The following is a 20,040-nucleotide window of genomic DNA, read 5'->3' as shown; positions in this document are numbered from 1 at the left end:
TCGGGAGTCCTTTTAAAACAAACAAAAAAAGGGACGCGTGATGATCTCGCGTCCGTCCATTTGGCTCCTTGGATGAAGGGGTTCACTTATGATCCTATCAATCAAGTTTTAAAAGTGTATATAAAAGTTGTAAAGCCTTTGTAAAGATTGCTCATTCTCAATGTGGCGCGCGTTTCAAGCGGACTGTAAACACGGTCCCTTTCCCCTGCTCGCTTTCAACATCGATTTCTCCGTGATGCGCTTCAACCAAATGTTTGACGATTGCAAGGCCGAGCCCCGTTCCTCCCGAATTTCTGCTTCTGTCTTTATCGATCCGGTAAAACCGTTCAAAAATTCTCGGGATTTCCGCTTTTTTGATGCCGATGCCCGTATCCTTCACCTTCACTTGGACCGCATCTTCAAGCACCTCGGCAGAAATGGTCACACTGCCGGCCTCCGGCGTGTATGTGAGGGCATTGTTGACCAGATTTAAAAAAATCTGTTTCAGCCTGTGCGGATCTCCCGATGCGATGGCCGGTTCTTCCGGCTTTTCGAGCTTCAGCGCGATTCCTCTTTCCTCCGCCTTATTTTTTAACAGCATTTCAATCTCTGCAAGGATTTCACCGATGTCGCAATCCTGGATATTCAAGGTGAAGTTTTGCTGTTCGATTTTGGAAAGGTCCAATAGGTCCTGAATGAGGGTTTCCAGACGCCCGCTTTCTTTTAAAATAATCGAGAGAAATTGCTGCAGGGTTTCCCGTTCGTTCATGGCTCCGTCAAGCAGCGTCTCAGTGAACCCCTTTATCGACGTAATCGGCGTTTTCAGCTCATGGGAGACGTTGGCGACGAAATCCTTCCTCATTTCTTCAAGCTGCTTTCTCTCCGTCATATCGTGAAACACGAGGACGATTCCCTTCCATTCATCATTCATGCCGATGATCGGAACCCCGTCGACTTCAAAATATCTTCTTTCAATCCGGATCGGCAAATGAAACATTTTGCGGACCTTTGTTTCGGTCATGAAAATTTCTTCTATAAGATTGATAATTTCCTCATGCTCCAGCACCTCGTGGTAAAAATGGTAAAGAAGCTGGTCGGCTTGAACGTGAAACTGTTTTTGGTAGGCTCTGTTCACAAGATGAATATAGCCTTTCCCATCGATTAAAATCAGTCCGGAGTCGATATTTTCGATCACGGTTTGCAGCCGGTCGCGCTGCATTTCCTGAGCCCTTGTCATATCCTGCAAATTCTGGGCCAGCATATTGATCGACTGGCTCAGCATCGTTTCATCTTCGTTAAATGTTCTTGCATTATAGTTTCCTTTTGCAAGCTCAATCGCAACTTGAGTCGCGGATTCGATCGGATTGGTATATTGCGAGGTGATTCTTGCCCCGAGGCCCGCTATGATCAGAAACGCCGTTCCGAGGCTGACGCCGAGAAGAATCCAGATCTTTTGGTTGATGCCGGCGTCGGGATCGACAGGCGAATCGATCAGGACATAACCGTAGATCTCCCCTCCTTTTTCCAGCGGCTGTGCAAAGCTGAAGCGCGAGTCATCATCCGGGTTGATCCGGACGCCTTCACCTCTATTTTTTGATTGAACCGCTTTTTTTATGGCGGATTGATCAGGACGGCCGCCAAAGTGAAAAAGAACCTGACCTTTTGTATCTATCAGTGATACAGCACTGTCGAGTTCACGGCTTGCTTTTTGCAATCGTTCGCCTTGCTCCGGAGACTGAAGGTGATCGGTGTCCGAAAGGCCGGCGATGAATTCTGCTTCTTTTTTGATGCGGCTTTCCAGCTTTTCATCGTAAGACGTATGAAACAAGTGCACGAGCAGAAAGCCGAGTGAAGCAAACACGAGAATCAAGAGCGACAGCAGGGCAGCCAGAAGCCGGGTCCGGAATTTAATCATTCAGTTTCGGCTCCTCCATTTTGTAGCCAAGACCTCTGATCGTTTTAATGTATTCAGGTTTTTTTGTGTTTTTTTCAATCTTATCGCGCAGGTGGCTGATATGGACGTCGACGATCCTCGTATCCCCTGCAAAATCATAATTCCAGACAGCATTCAAAAGCAGGTCTCTCGTCAGCACTCTTCCTTTATGCTTTCCAAGATATAAAAGGAGCTCAAATTCCTTCGGCGTGAGCTCGAGCCGCTCATTTTGGAAATACACCTCATAATGTTCAGGCAGTATTTTCAGCTCGCCGATGATCAGTTCGCCGGCATCCGCTTCCTCTGCTTCCTCCTGATGAACAGGCACCGTCTGCGTTCTCCGCAAGATCGCCTTGACCCTTGCCGTAACCTCCCTTGGGCTGAACGGCTTTGTCATGTAGTCGTCCGCACCGAGTTCAAGGCCAAGCACCTTATCGAATTCATCGTCTTTTGCGGTAAGCATCAATATCGGATACATCAGCTTCTGCTGCCTGAGCTCCTTGCAGACCTCGATTCCGTCCATTTTAGGGAGCATCAGATCGAGCACGATCAGATCCGGCTTCTCCTCTATCGCCTTTAATAAGCCGGCTTCTCCGTCCATGGCCGTGACGACCTGGTAGCCGGACCGTTCAAGATTATATTTTAGAAGGGTAACAATTGATTCTTCATCGTCTACAACTAATATCTTTTTGCTCATGACACGCCTCCAGGCTTCATATTTCCCCGACATCTCTATCTCTCTTTTTTGATTCATAAACGTTTTCACTCTTATTGTAACGAAAGCCTATCTGTTCGACAATTTGATTTTTTCTGTGTATTACATAAACTTTATAATTTCGGTAAAACAGCCGGCGCCGGTCCCGTAAGTCCGAAAAATTGCGAGAACGTAAAAGACGAAAATGTACGGGAAGCTCATTATCATTAGGTATATGCCGGGAGCCTGTATTTATGTCTTTCCGTTTTCATTTTTGCCCGTTTGGAAGGCAAAAAAACAGGAAGGCCCGTGTAAGAAGCCTTCCTGCGGTGATTGACCTATGAGAGAACTTTCATGACGTTTTTCACAGATTGGACAGACTTATCAAGCTGACTTTTTTCGAAATCCGTCAATTCAAGCTCAATGATCTTCTCAAGACCGTTTCCTCCGATGATGGTCGGTACGCCGAGATAGATTCCTTCATAGCCGTATTCGCCTTCAAGGTAGGCGATCGTCGGCAATACGCGGCGCTGGTCTTTCAAGATCGCTTCAACCATTTCCGTCAGCGAAGCGGCCGGCGCATAATACGCGCTTCCGTTCCCTAACAGATTGACAATTTCTCCCCCGCCTTTTCTCGTTCTTTCGACAATCGCATCGATGCGGTCTTTTGGAAGAAGCGTTTCAAGCGGAATACCGCCCGCATATGAATAGCGGACAAGCGGCACCATATCATCCCCATGGCCGCCGAGTACAAAGCCCGTGATGTCCTTGACGGAAAGATTCAGCTCTTGAGCGACAAACGTTCTGAATCTGGCCGTATCCAAAACGCCGGACTGGCCGATGACCCGCTCTTTCGGAAAACCGGATTCTTTGTATACGGCATAAGTCATCGCATCAACAGGGTTCGTCAAGACGATGATGATACAGTCCGGAGAGTATTTGACGACCTCTTTCGTGACGCTTCTCATGATTTTTTCGTTTGTAGCGACCAGGTCGTCCCTGCTCATTCCGGGTTTTCTTGCGATACCCGCGGTGATCACGACGATGTCGGAATCAGCCGTATCTTCGTAATTTGCCGTTCCAGTGATATTGGCGTCAAACCCTTGGACCGGGCTCGATTCAAGCATATCGAGCGCTTTTCCTTTCGTAGGGTTTTCCAGCTGCGGAATATCGACCAATACGACATCGGCCAATTCTTTTTGCGCCGTCAGAAATGCAGTGGTTGCACCCGTGAAACCCGCTCCGATAACAGATACTTTATTTCGCTTCTTACCCATTTTTTCTACCCCTTTAAATGATTGTATTTGGATAAAACTTGCCGTTTAAGACATGTTTTTAATGAGCTCGTCTCCGAACTCAGAGCATTTCACTTCTGTCGCTCCGTCCATCAAACGGGCAAAGTCGTAAGTGACGACTTTTGATGCGATCGTTTTTTCCATCGCCTGAATGACAAGATCTGCGGCTTCATTCCAGCCTAAATGCTCAAGAAGCAGGACGCCGGAAAGGATGACTGAGGATGGGTTGACCTTGTCAAGACCGGCATATTTAGGAGCCGTGCCATGAGTCGCTTCAAAAATGGCATGTCCTGTTTCATAGTTGATGTTCGCTCCAGGCGCAATCCCAATTCCCCCGACTTGGGCGGCAAGAGCGTCAGAAATATAATCCCCGTTTAGGTTCATTGTCGCTACGACATCAAATTCTGCCGGACGCGTCAGAATCTGCTGAAGGAAAATGTCGGCGATGCTGTCTTTAATGATGATTTTTCCAGCCGCTTCAGCTTCGCTTTGCGCTTTATTGGCAGCGTCTTTTCCGTCTTTTTCGGCAATGCGGTCATATTCGGCCCATGTAAATACTTTATCGCCGAATTCTTTTTCAGCCACTTCATATCCCCAGTTTTTAAAGGCACCTTCAGTGAATTTCATGATGTTTCCTTTGTGAACGAGGGTCACGGATTTGCGGCCGTGCTCAATCGCATACTCGATTGCCGCTCTGACAAGTCTTGATGTTCCTTCTTCAGAAACCGGTTTGATGCCGATGCCTGACGTTTCAGGGAAACGGATTTTATTGACGCCGAGCTCGTCTTTCAGGAAGGAAATCAGTTTTTTCACTTCATCGGAGCCTTTGGCGTATTCAATGCCCGCGTAAATGTCTTCAGTATTTTCGCGGAAGATGACCATGTCTGTATCTTCAGGGCGTTTAACCGGAGAAGGAACGCCTTTGAAATAGCGGACAGGACGTAAGCATGTGAACAGGTCAAGCTCCTGTCTGAGCGCAACGTTTAACGAGCGGATTCCGCCCCCTACCGGTGTCGTTAAAGGACCTTTGATGGCGATGAGATATTCGCGGATCGTGTCAAGCGTTTCCTCCGGAAGCCATTCGCCCGTTTTGTTAAATGCCTTCTCACCGGCATAGACTTCTTTCCAAGTGATTTTCTTTTCGCCTTTGTATGCTTTTTCAACGGCTGCTTCCAAAACCCTTGAAGCCGCTCTCCAAATATCAGGACCGGTTCCGTCTCCTTCAATAAACGGGATGATCGGGTTATTTGGAACGTTTATTACTCCGCCAGAGACTGTAATTTTTTCACCTTGTGCCACAATAAAACCTCCCATGTTATGTAATGCAATATTGAAAAACATTTGTTTCCTCCTAAACAAGAGGACAAGCATGTTTTTTCATAGATTCATACGTTCATTTGCAAACCGCGGGTGCAAGAGGCCGCCCCCCGTGAAGTGCGGACAGCCTCTTCCTCCATCCGTTCAGCTTCTTTCTTCAATCGGAATGAACTTCTGCATGTCCGGCCCCGTATAATCGGCTCGCGGACGGATCAGACGGTTGTTTTCATACTGTTCGAGAATATGCGCCAGCCAGCCTGACACCCTGCTGATCGCGAAGATAGGAGTGAATAAATCATGGTCGATTCCTAAGCTATGATAAACCGAAGCAGAGTAAAAGTCTACGTTTGGCGGGAGCTTTTTTTCAGTTGTGACAATTTGCTCAGTCCGCTCAGAAATGTCGAACCATTTGCTCTCACCGGTTAAATTCGTCAGCCGTCTGCTCATTTCCTTGAGGTGCTTGGCCCGCGGATCGCCCTGACGGTATACGCGGTGGCCGAATCCCATGATCTTTTCTTTCTTTTCGAGCTTGGCATGAATATAGGAATCTACGTTTTCTACATCGCCAATCTCTGTAAGCATTTTCATAACTCCTTCGTTTGCACCGCCGTGAAGCGGGCCTTTCAAGGCTCCGATCGCAGCAGTGATTCCGGAATACACGTCTGAAAGCGTAGCCACGCATACCCGTGCCGTAAATGTAGAGGCGTTCAGTTCATGGTCCGCATGGAGAATCAATGCTTTATCAAAGGCTTCCACTTCCACAGGGGAAGGCTCTTTTCCGTTCAGCATGTAGAGAAAATTGGCGGCAACGCCGAGTTCAGGATTTGGTTCGATTGGCTCAAGCCCTTTGCGGATTCTTGAAAAAGCAGCGACAAGAGTCGGCATCTTGGCTTGCAGGCGAACCGCTTTTCTGTAGTTTGCTTCCGCATCCATCTGGTCAGCTTCATCGTCATACAGCCCCAATAAAGAAACGGCTGTGCGGATCGCTGCCATCGGATGGACTTTTCGATTTGAATAGGATTTGAAATGATCAATTAATTCGTTGGGGATACCGGCATTTTCAGAAAGCTGCTTTTTAAGTTCTTCAAGCTCGGCTTTGTTTGGCAGCTTTAAATGCCAAAGCAGGTATACGATTTCTTCAAAGCTTGCGTTTTCTGTCAAATCATCGATGTTATACCCTACGTATGTAAGAGTATCATCAATAATTGAGCTTACGGATGACGTAGTAGCGACTACCCCTTCAAGGCCGCGTGTTGCTGTCATATACATCTCTCCCTTTTTTTGAAAATTTCCCCTTTTAAAATTAAACCAAAACCTTGGAGCAAACACAACGCAGACTGTATGCACCCTCTTTGTCCCAAAAAGAAAATGCTTACATTTTAATTGTTTTTCAAATAAAACAATCGTGCGTCTTTATACCATTCAATACTCCGATATGCTTAATAAAGATTAAGCGTATTTATATTATAACAATTATCAGACATTTGTTAAATGTTTAACTATAGTTTTTTTTTCTTATTTTTTGAGATTGCTGTCTTCTATTTACAGATTTTTAGTAGTTTCAGCCGTTTTATTTATATTCAATTATGTTTTTTTGAAAAAATACGGCCCTGAAATTTTTTTAGAGACGAAACAAAACATCCCCTTTTCACAAAGGGGATGTCGAAAAATTTCAGGATCTATGATGTAAAATACTGGACGATCTGCATAGCAAGGCATGCGATGCCTGCCCCGATTAAAGGGCCGACTGCGACGCCCTTGAATAACGCGACAGCCAAAATCGTTCCGAAAACAAGGGCGGTGGTGATATGCGGGTCGTCCGCCAGCAGCGTGATGCCGTTTTTGGCGATCAATGCAACGAGAATCCCGGCTCCAAGGGCGATCCACGCATAATACGATTTCATCGCTTCTCCGAGCTGCTTAAACCCGATCTCCCCGGTGGCGATCGGTACAAGAACGGCAATCGTAATGACCGTAACGCCCCAGTTGATTCCCTTTGACTGAATCGCAGGAAACAGCTTTTGGTCGAGCCCGATCAGCTTGATGACCAAAAGCACTGCGACGGCAAATATGAGAGACTGGTTTTTCGCTATTAAAGCGACTGCCAGCAAAAGAAGCAAAAATAAATTGGCTTGTGTAAACATGTGTTTCATCTCCATTTTTTAATGACCTGTCTCATAATCGCAAGACTCATGAATAAAATGAAAAAAAGGACACGCTTTTTTCGCGGGAGGATTTTAGAATTGAATCAATCCTATGTAACAATTGCGCTCCGGGCATGCTGTGTGCTTTTCTTGGCGGCAGCGGCCGGAATAGCCGGATACTACTCTTTTCCGTTAACCTATCCCTTTGTGATCGCTCTTATTCTGGCCATCATCATCAACCCTTTTGTGGAATGGCTGGAAAAATGGACGGGATTTCCGCGGGGCGTTAATGTGGGCATCGTTCTCGTCGGCTTTTTGACCGCGGGGGCCGGCTTTATGACACTCGTCGTTGCCGAAATTGTCTCCGGCGCCGCATATTTGGCCAAAGTGCTGCCCGCTCAATTTCAAAAAGCAGCTTTTTATGCCGAGCGTTTTTTCACCGATCAGATTATGCCGCTTTATAACCAGCTTGCCGCATTTTTTGACGGACTGGATGCCGGCCAGCAGGAATCGATCATTGCCCAGATCGAGAAGGTAGGAAGCGAATTCGCTTCCGGCACCGCATCATTTCTTTCCAAAATTTTAGAAATGGTCCCGCTCTTTTTCGCCTTTTTGCCGAACATGGCGGCCGTGCTGATTTTTTCGCTCCTTGCCACCTTTTTCATCAGCAAGGATTTGCACAAATTGAAAAAATGGGTGCAGACGGTTTTGCCTGGCCGTCTGATCAGAGGGGGAATGGCGGTTTATGCCGAACTAAAAAAAGCGGTGGCCGGCTTTTTGAAAGCTCAAGCTTTGCTCGTTTCGATCACGATGCTCCTCATCCTGATCGGCCTTATCATACTGAACATCAATCACGCTGTGGCGATTGCTTTTTTTATCGGGCTTGTCGATCTTCTTCCGTATTTAGGAGCAGGATCGGTATTTGTCCCCTGGATTTTATATTTGGTGATCACGAAGCAGCTGCCGCTTGCCATCGGCATCGGCGTTTTGTATATCGTTGTCCTGACATTCAGGCAGCTTGCCGAGCCTAAAATATTGAGCAGGTCGATCGGAATTCATCCTTTGGGCGTATTGATCGCCCTTTTTGCCGGCATCAAGCTGTTTGGGTTTCTCGGATTGATCATGGGGCCCGCTCTTTTCGTTCTGATTCAGGCCCTCTTTACAACAGGTATATTCAAGGAAATCTGGTTTTTTATTAAAGGAAGCCAAAAATAAACGACAATCCGCTATACAGCAGGCTGCCGCTATACATTATTTAATAATTTTTATCCGTCTTCCTTCAGACATTTTTTTCAGCCTGCGTGATAAAAACGGTTTTAGCCGATTGCGCGTCAGCGGAAGCAGGAGCAACAAGCCGATCATGTCGGATAAAAACCCGGGAAGCAAAAGCAGCATGCCGCCGACAAAAATGCACAGCCCGTCTAACATCGCATCACCCGGCATCTTCCCGTATTGCAGATCACGCTGGACTTTATGGTAAATCTCTATGCCCTGTTTTTTAGCGAGAGCCGCACCGAGAAAACCCGTCAAAATGATCAGCAGCACGGTCGGCAAAACGCCGATCGATTTTGCGGACAATAGGAACAGACCGATTTCACATGCCGGAAAAATAATGAGAAACAACAGGAAAAACTTCATCGTTTTCACCTCAAATTCTGTAAGGAACAGAACGGCCGGACTAAAGTCCTTTCTACCGTGTAAAAAAAGAAGGGAAATATGATTCCCCTTCTTTCCAGTATATGCGATTAAAGCACGCTTGCGTGTCCTCTGTACACCGCTCCGCGGGCAGAGTCGACCGTAATGTCATCGCCATCTGTCAAAATCGAAGTCGCGTTTTCTAATCCGACGATGACAGGGATGCCGAGGCTTAAGCCTACGACTGCCGCATGGCTTGTCAACCCGCCTTCTTCAGTAATCAAGGCAGACGCTTTTTCAAGGGAAGCCATCATATCGCGGTCAGTGCTTTTCGTGACCAAAACAGCGCCCTCTTTCATTTTTTCGGCCGCTTCATTCGCATTCTGAGCCGTGACCACTTCTCCGTATGCTGATTTGCGTCCGATCCCCTGGCCTTTTGCGATCACATCGCCGACAACATACACTTTCATCAAGTTCGTTGTACCGGCTTCACCGACAGCGCCGGCCGTAATAACGATCAAATCGCCGTGGTGAACGATGCCGCTGTCAAGCGACTTTTGCACGGCATTTTCGAGCATTTCGTCCGTTGTGCTGTGATTTTGTCCGCTTTTTGCGAAAACGCCGAATACAAGGGACAGCTTTCTCGATACGGAGTCATTGACCGTAACCGCTACAATCGGCGCTTTTGGACGGTATTTGGAGATCATTCTCGCCGTATGGCCGCTTTCGGTCGGCGCCACGATCGCAGAAACGTCCAAATTGATTGCCGTATGTGCAACAGACTGTCCGATGGCGTCCGTAATCGACATGCCTACCTGCTTGCTTCTCGCAGACAGGATTTTTTTATGGTTGAGCGCCTGTTCAGAACGGGATGCAATATTGTGCATCGTTTGAACGGCTTCAACCGGATAGTTTCCGGCTGCGGTTTCCCCGGAAAGCATGATCGCGTCAGTTCCGTCAAAAATCGCATTCGCAACATCGCTTGCTTCGGCCCGCGTCGGGCGCGGATTGCGCTGCATGCTGTCAAGCATCTGCGTAGCCGTAATAACAGGCTTGCCGAGCGCGTTGCATTTTTTGATCAGCTCTTTTTGAACGAGCGGAACCTCTTCCGCAGGGATCTCAACGCCTAAATCTCCGCGCGCAACCATCAGGCCGTCTGACACTTCAAGGATGCGGTCAATGTTATCGACGCCTTCCTGATTTTCGATTTTTGGAATGATTTGAATATCCGCCGCATTGTGCTCTTCCAGCAATTCGCGGATTTCAAGAACGTCGGACGGACGGCGCACAAAGGATGCGGCGATAAAATCAACGCCCTGTTCAATGCCGAACACGATATCCTTCGCGTCTTTTTCCGTAATTCCCGGAAGGTTGACGCTGACACCCGGCACGTTGACGCCTTTTTTATTTTTTAATGTTCCGCTGTTCAGCACTTTCGTCAAGATTTCGCGCTTGTCTGCGTTCACTTCCAGAACTTCAAGGCCGATCAGTCCGTCATCAAGCAAAATCGTCGAACCCTTGGAAACGTCATGAACCAAACCTTCATACGTCACTGAAATTTTTTCGGCCGTTCCGATGACTTCATCCATTGAAACGATCAGTTCGGAGCCTGTGACAAGCTCGATTGCGCCGTTTTCCATTGTATGCGTACGGATTTCCGGCCCTTTTGTATCAAGAAGAATCCCGATATCTTTTCCAAGCTTGCTTGCTGCTTCACGGATATTTTTAATCCTTGCGCCGTGTTCTTCAAAATCTCCGTGGGAAAAGTTAAGGCGCGCTACGTTCATTCCCGCTTCCATCAGCTGGGTAAGCTTTTCAACGCTTTCACTGGCCGGGCCAATCGTACAAACTATTTTCGTCTTTCTCATTTGCTACTTCCTCCTCGGGTTATACACTAGATTGACAGTTCTTGAGACAGCCGGTACATGCTTTGATCAACGGTGTGTTTTTCATCAAGAATCTCGATAATATCATGATGCACAAGTTCGTTATTTTGAATACCGACGCAGCGGCCGCCTTTTCCTTCGAGCAGCAGCTCAACTGCAAATGCACCGAGCCGGCTTGCCAATACGCGGTCAGCAGCTGTCGGCGAACCTCCGCGCTGAATGTGACCAAGCACTGATACTCTAGTTTCGAGATTAGTGGCTTCTTCAATTCGTTTTCCGAATTCCACTCCGCTGCCGACGCCTTCGGCAACGATGATGATGCTGTGTTTCTTGCCGCGTTCGTGTCCTCTTTGCAGTCTGGCAAGGATTTCATCCATATCGTAATCTGCTTCAGGGATCAGAATGGATTCCGCTCCTCCGGCCAATCCTGACCACAGAGCGATATCTCCTGCATGACGGCCCATTACTTCAATCACATATGTACGTTCATGGGATGTTGCTGTATCTCTGATCTTGTCAATCGCATCAATAACGGTATTCAATGCCGTATCAAAGCCGATCGTCAAATCGGTTCCCGGAATGTCATTGTCGATCGTTCCCGGCACGCCCACACAAGGAAAGCCGTGCTCGGTCAACTTTTTGGCACCCATATATGAACCGTCGCCTCCGATGACAACTAATCCTTCTATCCCGTATTTTTTTAAATTTTCTATTCCTTTTTCCCGTCCTTCAACAGTTTTAAACTCAGGACACCTTGCCGTATAAAGCATCGTTCCCCCGCGGTGGATGATATCACCGACTGAACCGATTTCCAGCTTTTCTATCTTTCCGCTGATTAGACCTGAATACCCATTATAAATTCCGTAAACCTCTACGTTATGATAGATCGCTTTTCTGACAACCGCCCGAACAGCCGCATTCATTCCCGGGGAGTCCCCGCCGCTTGTCAATACTCCGATTCGCTTCATCTTTTTCACCTCGAAAACATATATAAATTACCTTACCATGTTCATTGCCGCAAAAACAATGAAAAGGGATGCAAATTTGCCCGAGTCCCTTGTAAACCTTATTTATTATACAATTAAACAAAAAGTTTTTAAATAAATTTTAAATAAACTCATGGAAAATTCGAGGTAATGACACAATCCTTTCACTTTCTATGCTGCCCACAAAAAATAAACGTGAGCCAAAAGGCCTCACGTTTATTTATTTTATCCCAACATATTGGCTTTCAGTCGAAATTTTTCCAATTGATTTGTATTTCTCGTATCTCTGCTGGATGAGCTCGTTTTTATCCAGCTTCATCAGCGATTGAAGGGCCTGCTTTAACGTCTCGTCAATATATGCTGCCTGCTGCTTCACATCGCGGTGCGCTCCGCCTCTCACTTCTTTTATAACATGATCAATAATATCTAATTCTTTCAGGTCCGGAGCCGTGATTTTCATCGTTTCAGCCGCTTTTTTCGCAAGTCCTGAATCCTTCCACAAAATCGCTGCCGCTCCTTCCGGAGAAATCACCGAATATGTGGAGTTTTCCAGCATAAATAAACGGTTCGCGACGCCGAGAGCAAGCGCTCCCCCGCTGCCACCCTCACCGATGACGATCGAGATGACGGGTACGGAAAGTCCGGCCATTTCAAAAAGGTTTTTCGCAATGGCTTCGCTTTGTCCCCTTTCTTCAGCGGCTTTGCCCGGATAGGCACCCTTCGTATCAATAAAACAGATGATCGGCCTGTTAAACTTGTCAGCCTGCTTCATGAGCCTGAGCGCTTTCCGGTATCCTTCAGGATGCGGCATGCCGAAATTGCGGCGGATGTTCTCTTTTGTATCCTTGCCGCGCTGGTGGCCGATCACCGTCACGGGAAGGCCGCGAAACTTGGCGATACCGCCTACAATCGCTTCATCATCACCGAAATAACGATCTCCGTGGCATTCGAAGAAATCGGTAAAGAGATGTTCTATATAGTCAAGCGTTGTCGGACGGTTCGGATGCCTTGCGATCTGCACCCTGTCCCATGCCTTCAGATTTGTGTAAATATCTTCTTCAAGTTTTTCAAGACGTGCTTCAAGCTTTGTTATTTCAGAGCTTAAATCCATATCTGAATCCTGCGTGAATTTTCTCAGTTCGGCAATCTTTTCACGCAGTTCGATTACCGGTTTTTCAAATTCTAATTCTCCAGCCACTCGAGATCACCTCCAGTTTGATGCATATTTAAAATGCTGCCGAGCGTTTTTTTCATGTCGGCTCTGTGAACGACGGCATCAAGCTGACCATGCTTGAGCAAAAATTCCGCGGTTTGAAAATCCTCAGGCAGCTCTTCGCGAATGGTCTGCTCGATGATCCTTCTGCCGGCAAAGCCGATCAGGGCGCCCGGTTCGGCAAGGTTGTAATCGCCAAGAGATGCAAAACTTGCCGAAACGCCGCCGGTTGTCGGATGCGTCATGACGGAAATGATCAAGCCGCCTTCTTCGCTGAACAGCTTTAAGGCCGAGCTTGTTTTCGCCATCTGCATCAAGCTGAGAAGGCCTTCCTGCATTCTCGCGCCGCCGGAAGCGGTAAAAATGATGAAAGGGATTTTCTCTTCCCTTGCTTTTTCAATCGCCAGCGTAATTTTTTCGCCTACGACAGACCCCATGCTCCCCATCCTGAATGACGAATCCATCACGGCAACGACAGCAGGGGACCCGTCGATCGTGCCTTTTCCGGTGACAACCGCCTCATTTAAAGAGGTCTTCTCCCGGTCTTTTTCCAGCTTTTCCAAGTATCCCGGAAATCCCAGCGGATTTTCAGACACCATGTCCTGATTGAATTCTTCAAAGGACTGGTCATCAAGCAGGCTTTTGAAGCGCTGCTTCGCGTTCATTTTTAAATGGTGGCCGCAGTTCATGCAGACCCTTAAGTTTTTATCCAGCTCTTTTGTGAGCATGATTTTTTTGCAATCAGGGCATTTTGTCATAATGCCTTCAGGTACGTCCTGTTTCGCTTTCTCCGCGGGAACGGAAGCGTATTTTTTCTTCTTTTTGCTGAATATATCCTTTAACAAAAGATTACCTCCCTTTTCTGAAGGGTTTCCTCAATACATGCCTGTCCTAACTCTTAGACTAGAACATCACTATACCGAAACTATTGTACTTTTTTTGTCAAACGGTGTCATCCTCAATTCGACAATTTTTAATCGGCTATGGCGCAGCCCGCGTTTATGAGCTTTTGGACCGACAAACTGATATATAAGCCTTGAGAGCGGATACAAATGTCCGGAACAGCTTGGCCGAAAAAAATTTTTTCAAGAGCTGATTTCCCTTAGGAGCGTGTCCAAAAAGAGGAAAAATCAATCAATTTATTCAAGAAACAGCGCGTGACAACTCGAGGAAAGTTCCGAGTGATCACGCGCTGATAAAAGCAAATGGCGGTGTGTTATTTTTCTTCGATAATCGCGAGTTTTCTTGTTTTTTCAGCGACTTCCTCAGGGTCTACGTCAATCCTTGCCACACCCGTTTCCATAGCTGCTTTCGCAACCGCTTTGGCAACGGCAGGGGCGACTCTCGGATCAAACGGAGCCGGAATGACGTATTCCGGGCGCAGCTCTTCGTCAGAAACAAGCGATGCGATCGCTTCGACGGCGGCAATTTTCATTTCTTCGTTAATGTGTGTCGCCCTTACGTCAAGCGCTCCGCGGAAAATGCCCGGGAATGCGAGTACATTGTTCACCTGGTTCGGGAAGTCCGAACGTCCGGTTCCTACAACGCTGGCTCCTGCTGCATGCGCTTCGTCCGGCATGATTTCCGGATTTGGATTTGCCATGGCGAAAATGATCGGCTGGTCTGCCATGCTTTCAACCATTTCTTTTGTCAGGGCGCCTTCGACGGAAACGCCGATAAAGACATCCGCACCTTTAATCACGTCCTGAAGCGATCCTTCTATTCTGTTTTTGTTTGTGTATTTCGCCACTTCGGCTTTGACGGCGTTCATGCCGTTCGGACGGCCTTCGTAAATCGCGCCTTTCGTGTCGCACATGATGATGTCACGGACGCCGAAATGATACAGAAGCTTGATGATTGCGATTCCGGCCGCACCGGCGCCGTTTGCTACCACTTTGACGGAAGGCATTGATTTTCCTGACAGCTTCAAGGCGTTTACAAGCCCGGCGACTGTAACGATCGCTGTTCCGTGCTGATCATCATGGAAAACCGGGATTTTCGTTTCTTTTTTCAGGCGTTCTTCGATGACAAAGCAGTTCGGTGCTGCAATGTCCTCCAGATTGACCCCGCCGAAAGTCGGCTCAAGAAGCTTTACGGTTTCAACGATTTGATCAACGTCCGTTGTATTGAGACAGATCGGGAAAGCATCTACGCCTGCAAAGCTTTTAAAAAGAACCGCTTTACCTTCCATAACGGGAAGCGCAGCTTCTGGGCCGATATTTCCGAGGCCGAGTACAGCCGTTCCGTCGGATACAACTGCTACCATGTTTCCCTTCATTGTATAATCGTATACTTTACTGTTATCATCATAGATTGCTTTACAAGGCTCGGCGACGCCTGGAGAATAAGCGAGGCTTAAGTCTTCCGCATTTCGAACCTGAACTTTTGATTTTGACTCCAGTTTACCCTGGTTGACTTTATGCATGTGCAGCGCTTTTTCTTTCAATGACATGTTAACAAACACTCCTTCAAGGGAATTTTGCCTAAAATTTTGCTTCGTATACTGCTGTAAGATTCTTTTTGGACGAACAATAGAATCTTAAAAATGATAACACACTTCATGACTTTTTTAATCCTAAATGCTCACGAAATTGTTACCGCAGTACGACATTTTTTTCTCCGACGACGCTTTTCAGGCGGTACAGCACGGCGTGATCAGCTTTTATATTATAGCCTTCGGGAAGCTTCATCGTTTGCTTTTTCTTTTCGTAATAGATGCAGACCTGTGTATCCCCTTTGTGCTCACGTAAAATCGCGCTGATTTTTTCAAGGATCTCCTGGGAATGCTGATGTTCTTCAACCTTGATATAAACAGCAGGCTTTTTCTCCGTATGCAGCGCCTCAAGGAGAGAAGCCCTGGCGATGATAAGCTGGCGTTTTTCGTTCCTTGTTTCAAGCCGCCCTTCGGCGTAAAGCGTGACCCCTTCTTCCAATATCGGAGAAAGCCGTCTGAACTGTTCGGGAAACACGACCGCTTCCATCTCCCCGCTTTCATCGCTTAATTCGAGAAATGCCATCGTTTGCCCCGTTTTCGTCCGTATCGTTTTCATCTTTGTTACAAGAGCGCCGAGAGCGGCTTTCGTCCGGCTGTTTCCGGTCAGCTGAATGATCGGAAGGGCGCCAGCATGGTCCAGCATGGTGCGGTGGACGGTCAGCGGATGGTCTGAAAAGTAAATGCCGAGCGTCTCTTTTTCGCGGGCAAGCAGATCGACGAGCGGCATCTCTTCCGTTTTCGCATATTTCGGTTTGATGGTCAGCGCTTCATCGAGAAAAAATCCAAGCTGCTCACTGTCCCCCGCAAACAACTCGGCATGCTCCAGAGCGATGTCTACGGAAGCGAGCAGGGTGGCGCGGTTTTCCCCGAATTCATCCATCGCTCCGGCAAATATGAGAGCCTCTATCGTCTTGCGGTTGACGCTTTTTGCAGACGTCCTGACGCTAAAGTCAAACAGGTCCGCAAACGGCTTTTCCTTTCTCGCCCTGTATATTTCTTTTACGGCCGATATTCCGACGCCTTTCACGGCCCTTAAGCTGTAGCGGAGCGCTCCGTTTTCAACCGTGAACGGGTAGCCGCTTTTATTGATCGAAGGCCCCAGAACGCGAAGCCCTTTACCCTTTGCTTCATAGATGTACTCGGCGAGCTTGTCCTCATTGCCGATTGCACTCGTCAAAAGGCCGCACATAAAGTACAGGGGAAAATGGGCCTTCAAATAAGCGAGCTGGTAGCCGATCATGCTGTAGGCGACCGCATGGCTGCGGTTGAAGCCGTAATTGGCAAATTTGACGATCAGATCATATACCTCATTTGCCGATTTAACGGAATATCCTTTCTTCAGGCATCCATCTATAAAATGATTTCTCTCTGTATCGAGAATTTCCTTGTTTTTTTTGCCGACGGCCCGCCGCAAAAGGTCGGCTTCCCCCAATCTGAAGCCTGCCATTTTTGAGGCAATCATCATAATTTGTTCCTGATAGACGATGACGCCGTACGTATCTTTTAAAATGTCCTCAAGATCTTCGTGCGGATAGAAAACAGGCGCCTGACCGTGCTTTCTGCTGATAAACAGCGGGATATTTTCCATCGGGCCGGGCCGGTACAGGGCGTTGACGGCGACGATGTCCTCGAGGCTGTTCGGTTTGAGACGCTTTAACACATTTCTCATTCCGGCGGATTCGAGCTGAAAGATGCCTGTCGTGTCGCCCGCTGATAAAAGCTGAAATGTTTGTTCATCATCATACGGGATAGCGGAGAAATCGATCGTGATCCGCTCTTTTTTTTCGATCAGCGATTTGATTGACTCGATCAGCGTCAAATTGCGGAGGCCGAGAAAATCCATTTTGAGAAGGCCCAGATCTTCGAGGTGGCCCATTGAATATTGCGTTAAATACACCCCGTCATGACCTTCCTGTATCGGTACGATATTGGTGAGCGGCTCCTCGCTCAATACGACGCCTGCCGCATGAATGGAAGTGTGCCGGGGCAAACCTTCGATTTTCAGGGCCGTTTGAAATATGTCCTGCAGCCGCCTTGATTCATTAAGTCGCCTTGCGAGTTCAGGAGATAGCTCTTTCGCCTCTTTCAAGGTCACGCCCGGCTTTGACGGAATCAGCTTTGCCAGCTGGTCGGCTTCTTTCGGGCTGATGCCCATCACCCTTCCTGCATCCCTGAGCGCTGCTTTTGCGGCCAGTGTCCCGAATGTAATGATCTGGGCGACGTGCATAGCGCCGTATTTATTTTTCACATACTGAATGACTTCATCCCTTCTCGTATCCGGAAAATCGATGTCAATATCGGGCATCGTGACCCGCTCCGGATTTAAAAAGCGTTCAAACAGAAGCTTGTGCCTGATCGGATCGACATCTGTAATAAACAGCGTATAGGCGACAAGAGACCCTGCCGCAGATCCGCGGCCCGGGCCGGTGATGATGCCGTTTTCGTGTGCGAATTTCATAAAGTCCCAGACGATGAGGAAGTAGTCGCTGAACGCCATGTCTTTAATGACGGAAAGCTCATATTCGAGCCTTTCGACGTATTTACGGGAAGGCGAGACAAACCGCTTGGAAAGTCCTTCAAAACAAAGCTCTGCTAAAAATTCATCCGCGTGTTTGCCGCCGGGAGCCGGATACTTCGGAAGACGCGTCTGGCCGAGGCTTAAATCGACGTGGCACCGATTTGCGATCTTGACGGTATTCTCGAGCGCATCCGGGTGATTCCGGTAAATATCCAGCATTTCACAGGCAGGCTTCAGATCAAGGTGCAGATCGCCTTGAGCCTCAACTGATTCCCCGAGTTTCTCCCCAGCTTTAATCGCTTTTAAGCAGGTGTAAGCCGTAACATCCTCTTTTTCGATGTATCTCACATCTCCGGTGGCGGCAATCGGAATTCCCGCCTCCTGCGAAAGCTCCAGGATGCGCTCGGAAAGAAGCGGATCGGCCTTATACGGCTGGTAGGACAAATAGAAGTGCTCCTCGCCGAAAATCGCTTGATACCGGAGTGCGGCTTCTTTTGCCTTTTCGGTCTCCCCGCCTTTTAACAGCGTTTCAATATAACCCGCTTCGCCAGTTGTGAGCGCGATAATATCCTCATGATAGCTTTTCAGCCATTTTTCTTTTATGCCTGATTTTGATTTTGACTGCAGCACGCTGCTGATTTTCAGCAGATTTTGATATCCTTTATTCGTCTTAGCCAAAAGAACGAGCGGATATGCAAGCTGTTCTTTTTCATCTGTAAGAACTGAAGCGGTCAGCCCGATGATCGGCTTAATCCCGCGTTTTTTGCATGCTTTATAAAACTCAACCGCCCCGTACATGACCTCATCGTCCGTCAGGGCCATCGCGCCGTATCCGAGCGCTTCGGCCTTGGCAGCGAGATCCTCCACAGAGGCGGCGCTGCTTAATAAACTGTAGCCGCTATGTACTTGCAGGTGAACAAAAGGCATTCTGTCACCCCTTCCTTTTCGAGCAATCTCCTTTCATTATATGATGTGAATGAATTAGAAACAAATGTTCTTTCTTCCCGTATCATTCATACTTGTCTTACATTGTCCATATAGTGTTAAAAGGTGAGGTGATCGAAATGGACCCGGAACAGCCTTTTTTTCCAAACTTTATCAGCTGCTACTTTATCGCGCTCGGCGTTCTTCTCGGCGGTGCATTAATCGGCGGAATCGGCGCTTATTTGTCAGGCCAGCCGCCTTTAACGATTATTACGAGTCTTGCAAACCGTCTTAAGATCTGGGCATTGGTGGCCGCAATCGGCGGTACGTTCGATGCGGTCTACAGCTTTGAACGAGGCATCATCGAAGGCAATACGAGAGACATCGTGAAGCAGCTTCTTCTGATCCTTTCGGCAATGGGAGGAGCGCAGACGGGATTTCTGATCATCAACTGGCTCACACAGGAGCATATTTCATCATGAGGGTCCCTCCTTATCATAAAAAGCCGGGCTGGCAGCGTTTTTTCGCGGGAATCATGTGCGGAGCAGTAATCAGCTGGCTCGTATTCCTGTTTACGTACGGCACATTCCAGGAGAAACAGGTTATCATGATACGCCAGCAGAAGGAACGAATCACGGATTTGAATAAACAAATCGACATTTACCGGGAGGATCTCCATAAACTGAATGAAGACAACAAAAGAAAGCTGTTGATCCAAAGCGTTGACGTCAAGCTTGTAAACGCCAAGCAATACAAGCTGTCCCAGCCTGACCAGATGAATGTTGAAGAGAATATTAAAGATAATATTTCCGACGTCATTACGAAGGACATCGAAAGTGTTTACAGAACGAGGGAGCTTCTGAAACGGACGATTGAAAACAAAGTGTACACGATCAACGATAAAACCTACAAAGCAAAGGTTACGGAGCTGACGATTTATACGAGGCTTTCCGTCGAGATCAAAATTTCTTTTTCCGAATAAAAATATGGATTTTTTTAACTATTTAAAGACTTTCGTCGCT

General features: G+C 47.5%; 16 protein-coding genes. 3 read left to right on the top strand and 13 right to left on the bottom strand.

Going from position 1 to position 20,040, the window contains the following annotated elements:
- Positions 1-157 precede the first annotated feature (157 nt).
- The 6 genes from MHB78_RS07460 to MHB78_RS07435 all read right to left on the bottom strand — a co-directional run bounded on the left by MHB78_RS07460 (position 158) and on the right by MHB78_RS07435 (position 7,362).
- Positions 158-1,894: an ATP-binding protein gene (locus MHB78_RS07460; RefSeq protein WP_046129654.1), complete on the bottom strand. Its 1,737-nt coding sequence runs from the start codon at positions 1,892-1,894 to the stop codon at positions 158-160.
- Positions 1,887-2,609: a response regulator transcription factor gene (locus tag MHB78_RS07455; protein WP_046129655.1), complete on the bottom strand. Its 723-nt coding sequence runs from the start codon at positions 2,607-2,609 to the stop codon at positions 1,887-1,889. The genes MHB78_RS07460 and MHB78_RS07455 overlap by 8 nt, the downstream gene beginning before the upstream one ends.
- A gap of 335 nt (positions 2,610-2,944) precedes the next feature.
- Complete coding sequence (mdh, locus tag MHB78_RS07450; RefSeq protein WP_046129656.1) at positions 2,945-3,883, bottom strand: malate dehydrogenase; 939 nt, start codon at positions 3,881-3,883, stop codon at positions 2,945-2,947.
- Positions 3,884-3,928: 45 nt separating this feature from the next.
- Entirely contained in the window at positions 3,929-5,200 is a 1,272-nt protein-coding gene (gene icd / locus MHB78_RS07445) for an NADP-dependent isocitrate dehydrogenase (protein WP_046129684.1), read from the bottom strand.
- Positions 5,201-5,362: 162 nt separating this feature from the next.
- Positions 5,363-6,481, bottom strand: a complete 1,119-nt coding sequence (gene citZ, locus MHB78_RS07440) for a citrate synthase (RefSeq protein ID WP_046129657.1) — start codon at positions 6,479-6,481, stop codon at positions 5,363-5,365.
- A 416-nt stretch (positions 6,482-6,897) separates the two neighbouring features.
- Positions 6,898-7,362: a DUF441 domain-containing protein gene (locus MHB78_RS07435; protein WP_046129658.1), complete on the bottom strand. Its 465-nt coding sequence runs from the start codon at positions 7,360-7,362 to the stop codon at positions 6,898-6,900.
- Positions 7,363-7,461: 99 nt separating this feature from the next.
- Between MHB78_RS07435 and ytvI the strand changes: the two genes are divergently transcribed.
- Positions 7,462-8,577, top strand: coding sequence for a sporulation integral membrane protein YtvI (ytvI, locus tag MHB78_RS07430; RefSeq protein ID WP_046129659.1), 1,116 nt, complete (start codon positions 7,462-7,464; stop codon positions 8,575-8,577).
- A gap of 36 nt (positions 8,578-8,613) precedes the next feature.
- On the opposite strand, the gene MHB78_RS07425 is transcribed toward ytvI, so the two are convergent.
- From MHB78_RS07425 to dnaE, 7 genes are all read right to left on the bottom strand, one after another.
- The gene (locus tag MHB78_RS07425) at positions 8,614-9,000 is read right to left on the bottom strand and encodes an FxsA family protein (RefSeq protein ID WP_046129660.1); all 387 of its coding nucleotides are present in this window, start codon (positions 8,998-9,000) and stop codon (positions 8,614-8,616) included.
- A gap of 107 nt (positions 9,001-9,107) precedes the next feature.
- Complete coding sequence (pyk, locus tag MHB78_RS07420) at positions 9,108-10,865, bottom strand: pyruvate kinase (RefSeq protein WP_046129661.1); 1,758 nt, start codon at positions 10,863-10,865, stop codon at positions 9,108-9,110.
- A 26-nt stretch (positions 10,866-10,891) separates the two neighbouring features.
- Positions 10,892-11,851 carry a 6-phosphofructokinase gene (gene pfkA, locus MHB78_RS07415; protein ID WP_046129662.1) on the bottom strand — a complete coding sequence of 320 codons (960 nt, stop codon included), beginning with the start codon at positions 11,849-11,851 and terminating at the stop codon, positions 10,892-10,894.
- Between the two features lie 238 nt (positions 11,852-12,089).
- Positions 12,090-13,067: an acetyl-CoA carboxylase carboxyl transferase subunit alpha gene (gene accA, locus MHB78_RS07410; protein ID WP_046129663.1), complete on the bottom strand. Its 978-nt coding sequence runs from the start codon at positions 13,065-13,067 to the stop codon at positions 12,090-12,092.
- Positions 13,052-13,927: an acetyl-CoA carboxylase, carboxyltransferase subunit beta gene (accD, locus tag MHB78_RS07405; protein WP_046129664.1), complete on the bottom strand. Its 876-nt coding sequence runs from the start codon at positions 13,925-13,927 to the stop codon at positions 13,052-13,054. The genes accA and accD overlap by 16 nt, the downstream gene beginning before the upstream one ends.
- Positions 13,928-14,298: 371 nt before the next feature.
- Positions 14,299-15,534 carry a malic enzyme-like NAD(P)-binding protein gene (locus MHB78_RS07400; RefSeq protein WP_046129665.1) on the bottom strand — a complete coding sequence of 412 codons (1,236 nt, stop codon included), beginning with the start codon at positions 15,532-15,534 and terminating at the stop codon, positions 14,299-14,301.
- A gap of 142 nt (positions 15,535-15,676) precedes the next feature.
- Positions 15,677-19,021, bottom strand: coding sequence for a DNA polymerase III subunit alpha (dnaE, locus tag MHB78_RS07395; RefSeq protein WP_340033801.1), 3,345 nt, complete (start codon positions 19,019-19,021; stop codon positions 15,677-15,679).
- A 137-nt stretch (positions 19,022-19,158) separates the two neighbouring features.
- Here dnaE and MHB78_RS07390 point away from each other — a divergent pair, with 137 nt between their 5' ends.
- On the top strand, positions 19,159-19,500 hold the full coding sequence (locus MHB78_RS07390; RefSeq protein ID WP_046129667.1) for a YtrH family sporulation protein: 342 nt from the start codon (positions 19,159-19,161) through the stop codon (positions 19,498-19,500).
- Entirely contained in the window at positions 19,497-20,000 is a 504-nt protein-coding gene (gene ytrI / locus MHB78_RS07385; RefSeq protein ID WP_046129668.1) for a sporulation membrane protein YtrI, read from the top strand. The genes MHB78_RS07390 and ytrI overlap by 4 nt, the downstream gene beginning before the upstream one ends.
- Positions 20,001-20,040: the final 40 nt, after the last annotated feature.

This window comes from Bacillus sp. FSL K6-0138 (assembly GCF_037982765.1).
GTDB classification, from domain to species: Bacteria; Bacillota; Bacilli; order Bacillales; family Bacillaceae; genus Bacillus; species Bacillus glycinifermentans.
This window is presented reverse-complemented; position numbering and strand designations above follow the sequence as displayed.

Excerpts from the sequence above, each read along its gene's own strand:
- MHB78_RS07435 (WP_046129658.1), bottom strand. The coding sequence starts at position 7,362 with ATGTTTACACAAGCCAATTTATTTTTGCTTCTTTTGCTGGCAGTCGCT.
- ytrI (WP_046129668.1), top strand. The coding sequence starts at position 19,497 with ATGAGGGTCCCTCCTTATCATAAAAAGCCGGGCTGGCAGCGTTTTTTC.
- MHB78_RS07460 (WP_046129654.1), bottom strand. The coding sequence starts at position 1,894 with ATGATTAAATTCCGGACCCGGCTTCTGGCTGCCCTGCTGTCGCTCTTG.
- MHB78_RS07425 (WP_046129660.1), bottom strand. The coding sequence starts at position 9,000 with ATGAAGTTTTTCCTGTTGTTTCTCATTATTTTTCCGGCATGTGAAATC.
- dnaE (WP_340033801.1), bottom strand. The coding sequence starts at position 19,021 with ATGCCTTTTGTTCACCTGCAAGTACATAGCGGCTACAGTTTATTAAGC.
- mdh (WP_046129656.1), bottom strand. The coding sequence starts at position 3,883 with ATGGGTAAGAAGCGAAATAAAGTATCTGTTATCGGAGCGGGTTTCACG.
- pyk (WP_046129661.1), bottom strand. The coding sequence starts at position 10,865 with ATGAGAAAGACGAAAATAGTTTGTACGATTGGCCCGGCCAGTGAAAGC.
- pfkA (WP_046129662.1), bottom strand. The coding sequence starts at position 11,851 with ATGAAGCGAATCGGAGTATTGACAAGCGGCGGGGACTCCCCGGGAATG.
- citZ (WP_046129657.1), bottom strand. The coding sequence starts at position 6,481 with ATGACAGCAACACGCGGCCTTGAAGGGGTAGTCGCTACTACGTCATCC.
- MHB78_RS07400 (WP_046129665.1), bottom strand. The coding sequence starts at position 15,534 with ATGTCATTGAAAGAAAAAGCGCTGCACATGCATAAAGTCAACCAGGGT.
- MHB78_RS07455 (WP_046129655.1), bottom strand. The coding sequence starts at position 2,609 with ATGAGCAAAAAGATATTAGTTGTAGACGATGAAGAATCAATTGTTACC.
- MHB78_RS07390 (WP_046129667.1), top strand. The coding sequence starts at position 19,159 with ATGGACCCGGAACAGCCTTTTTTTCCAAACTTTATCAGCTGCTACTTT.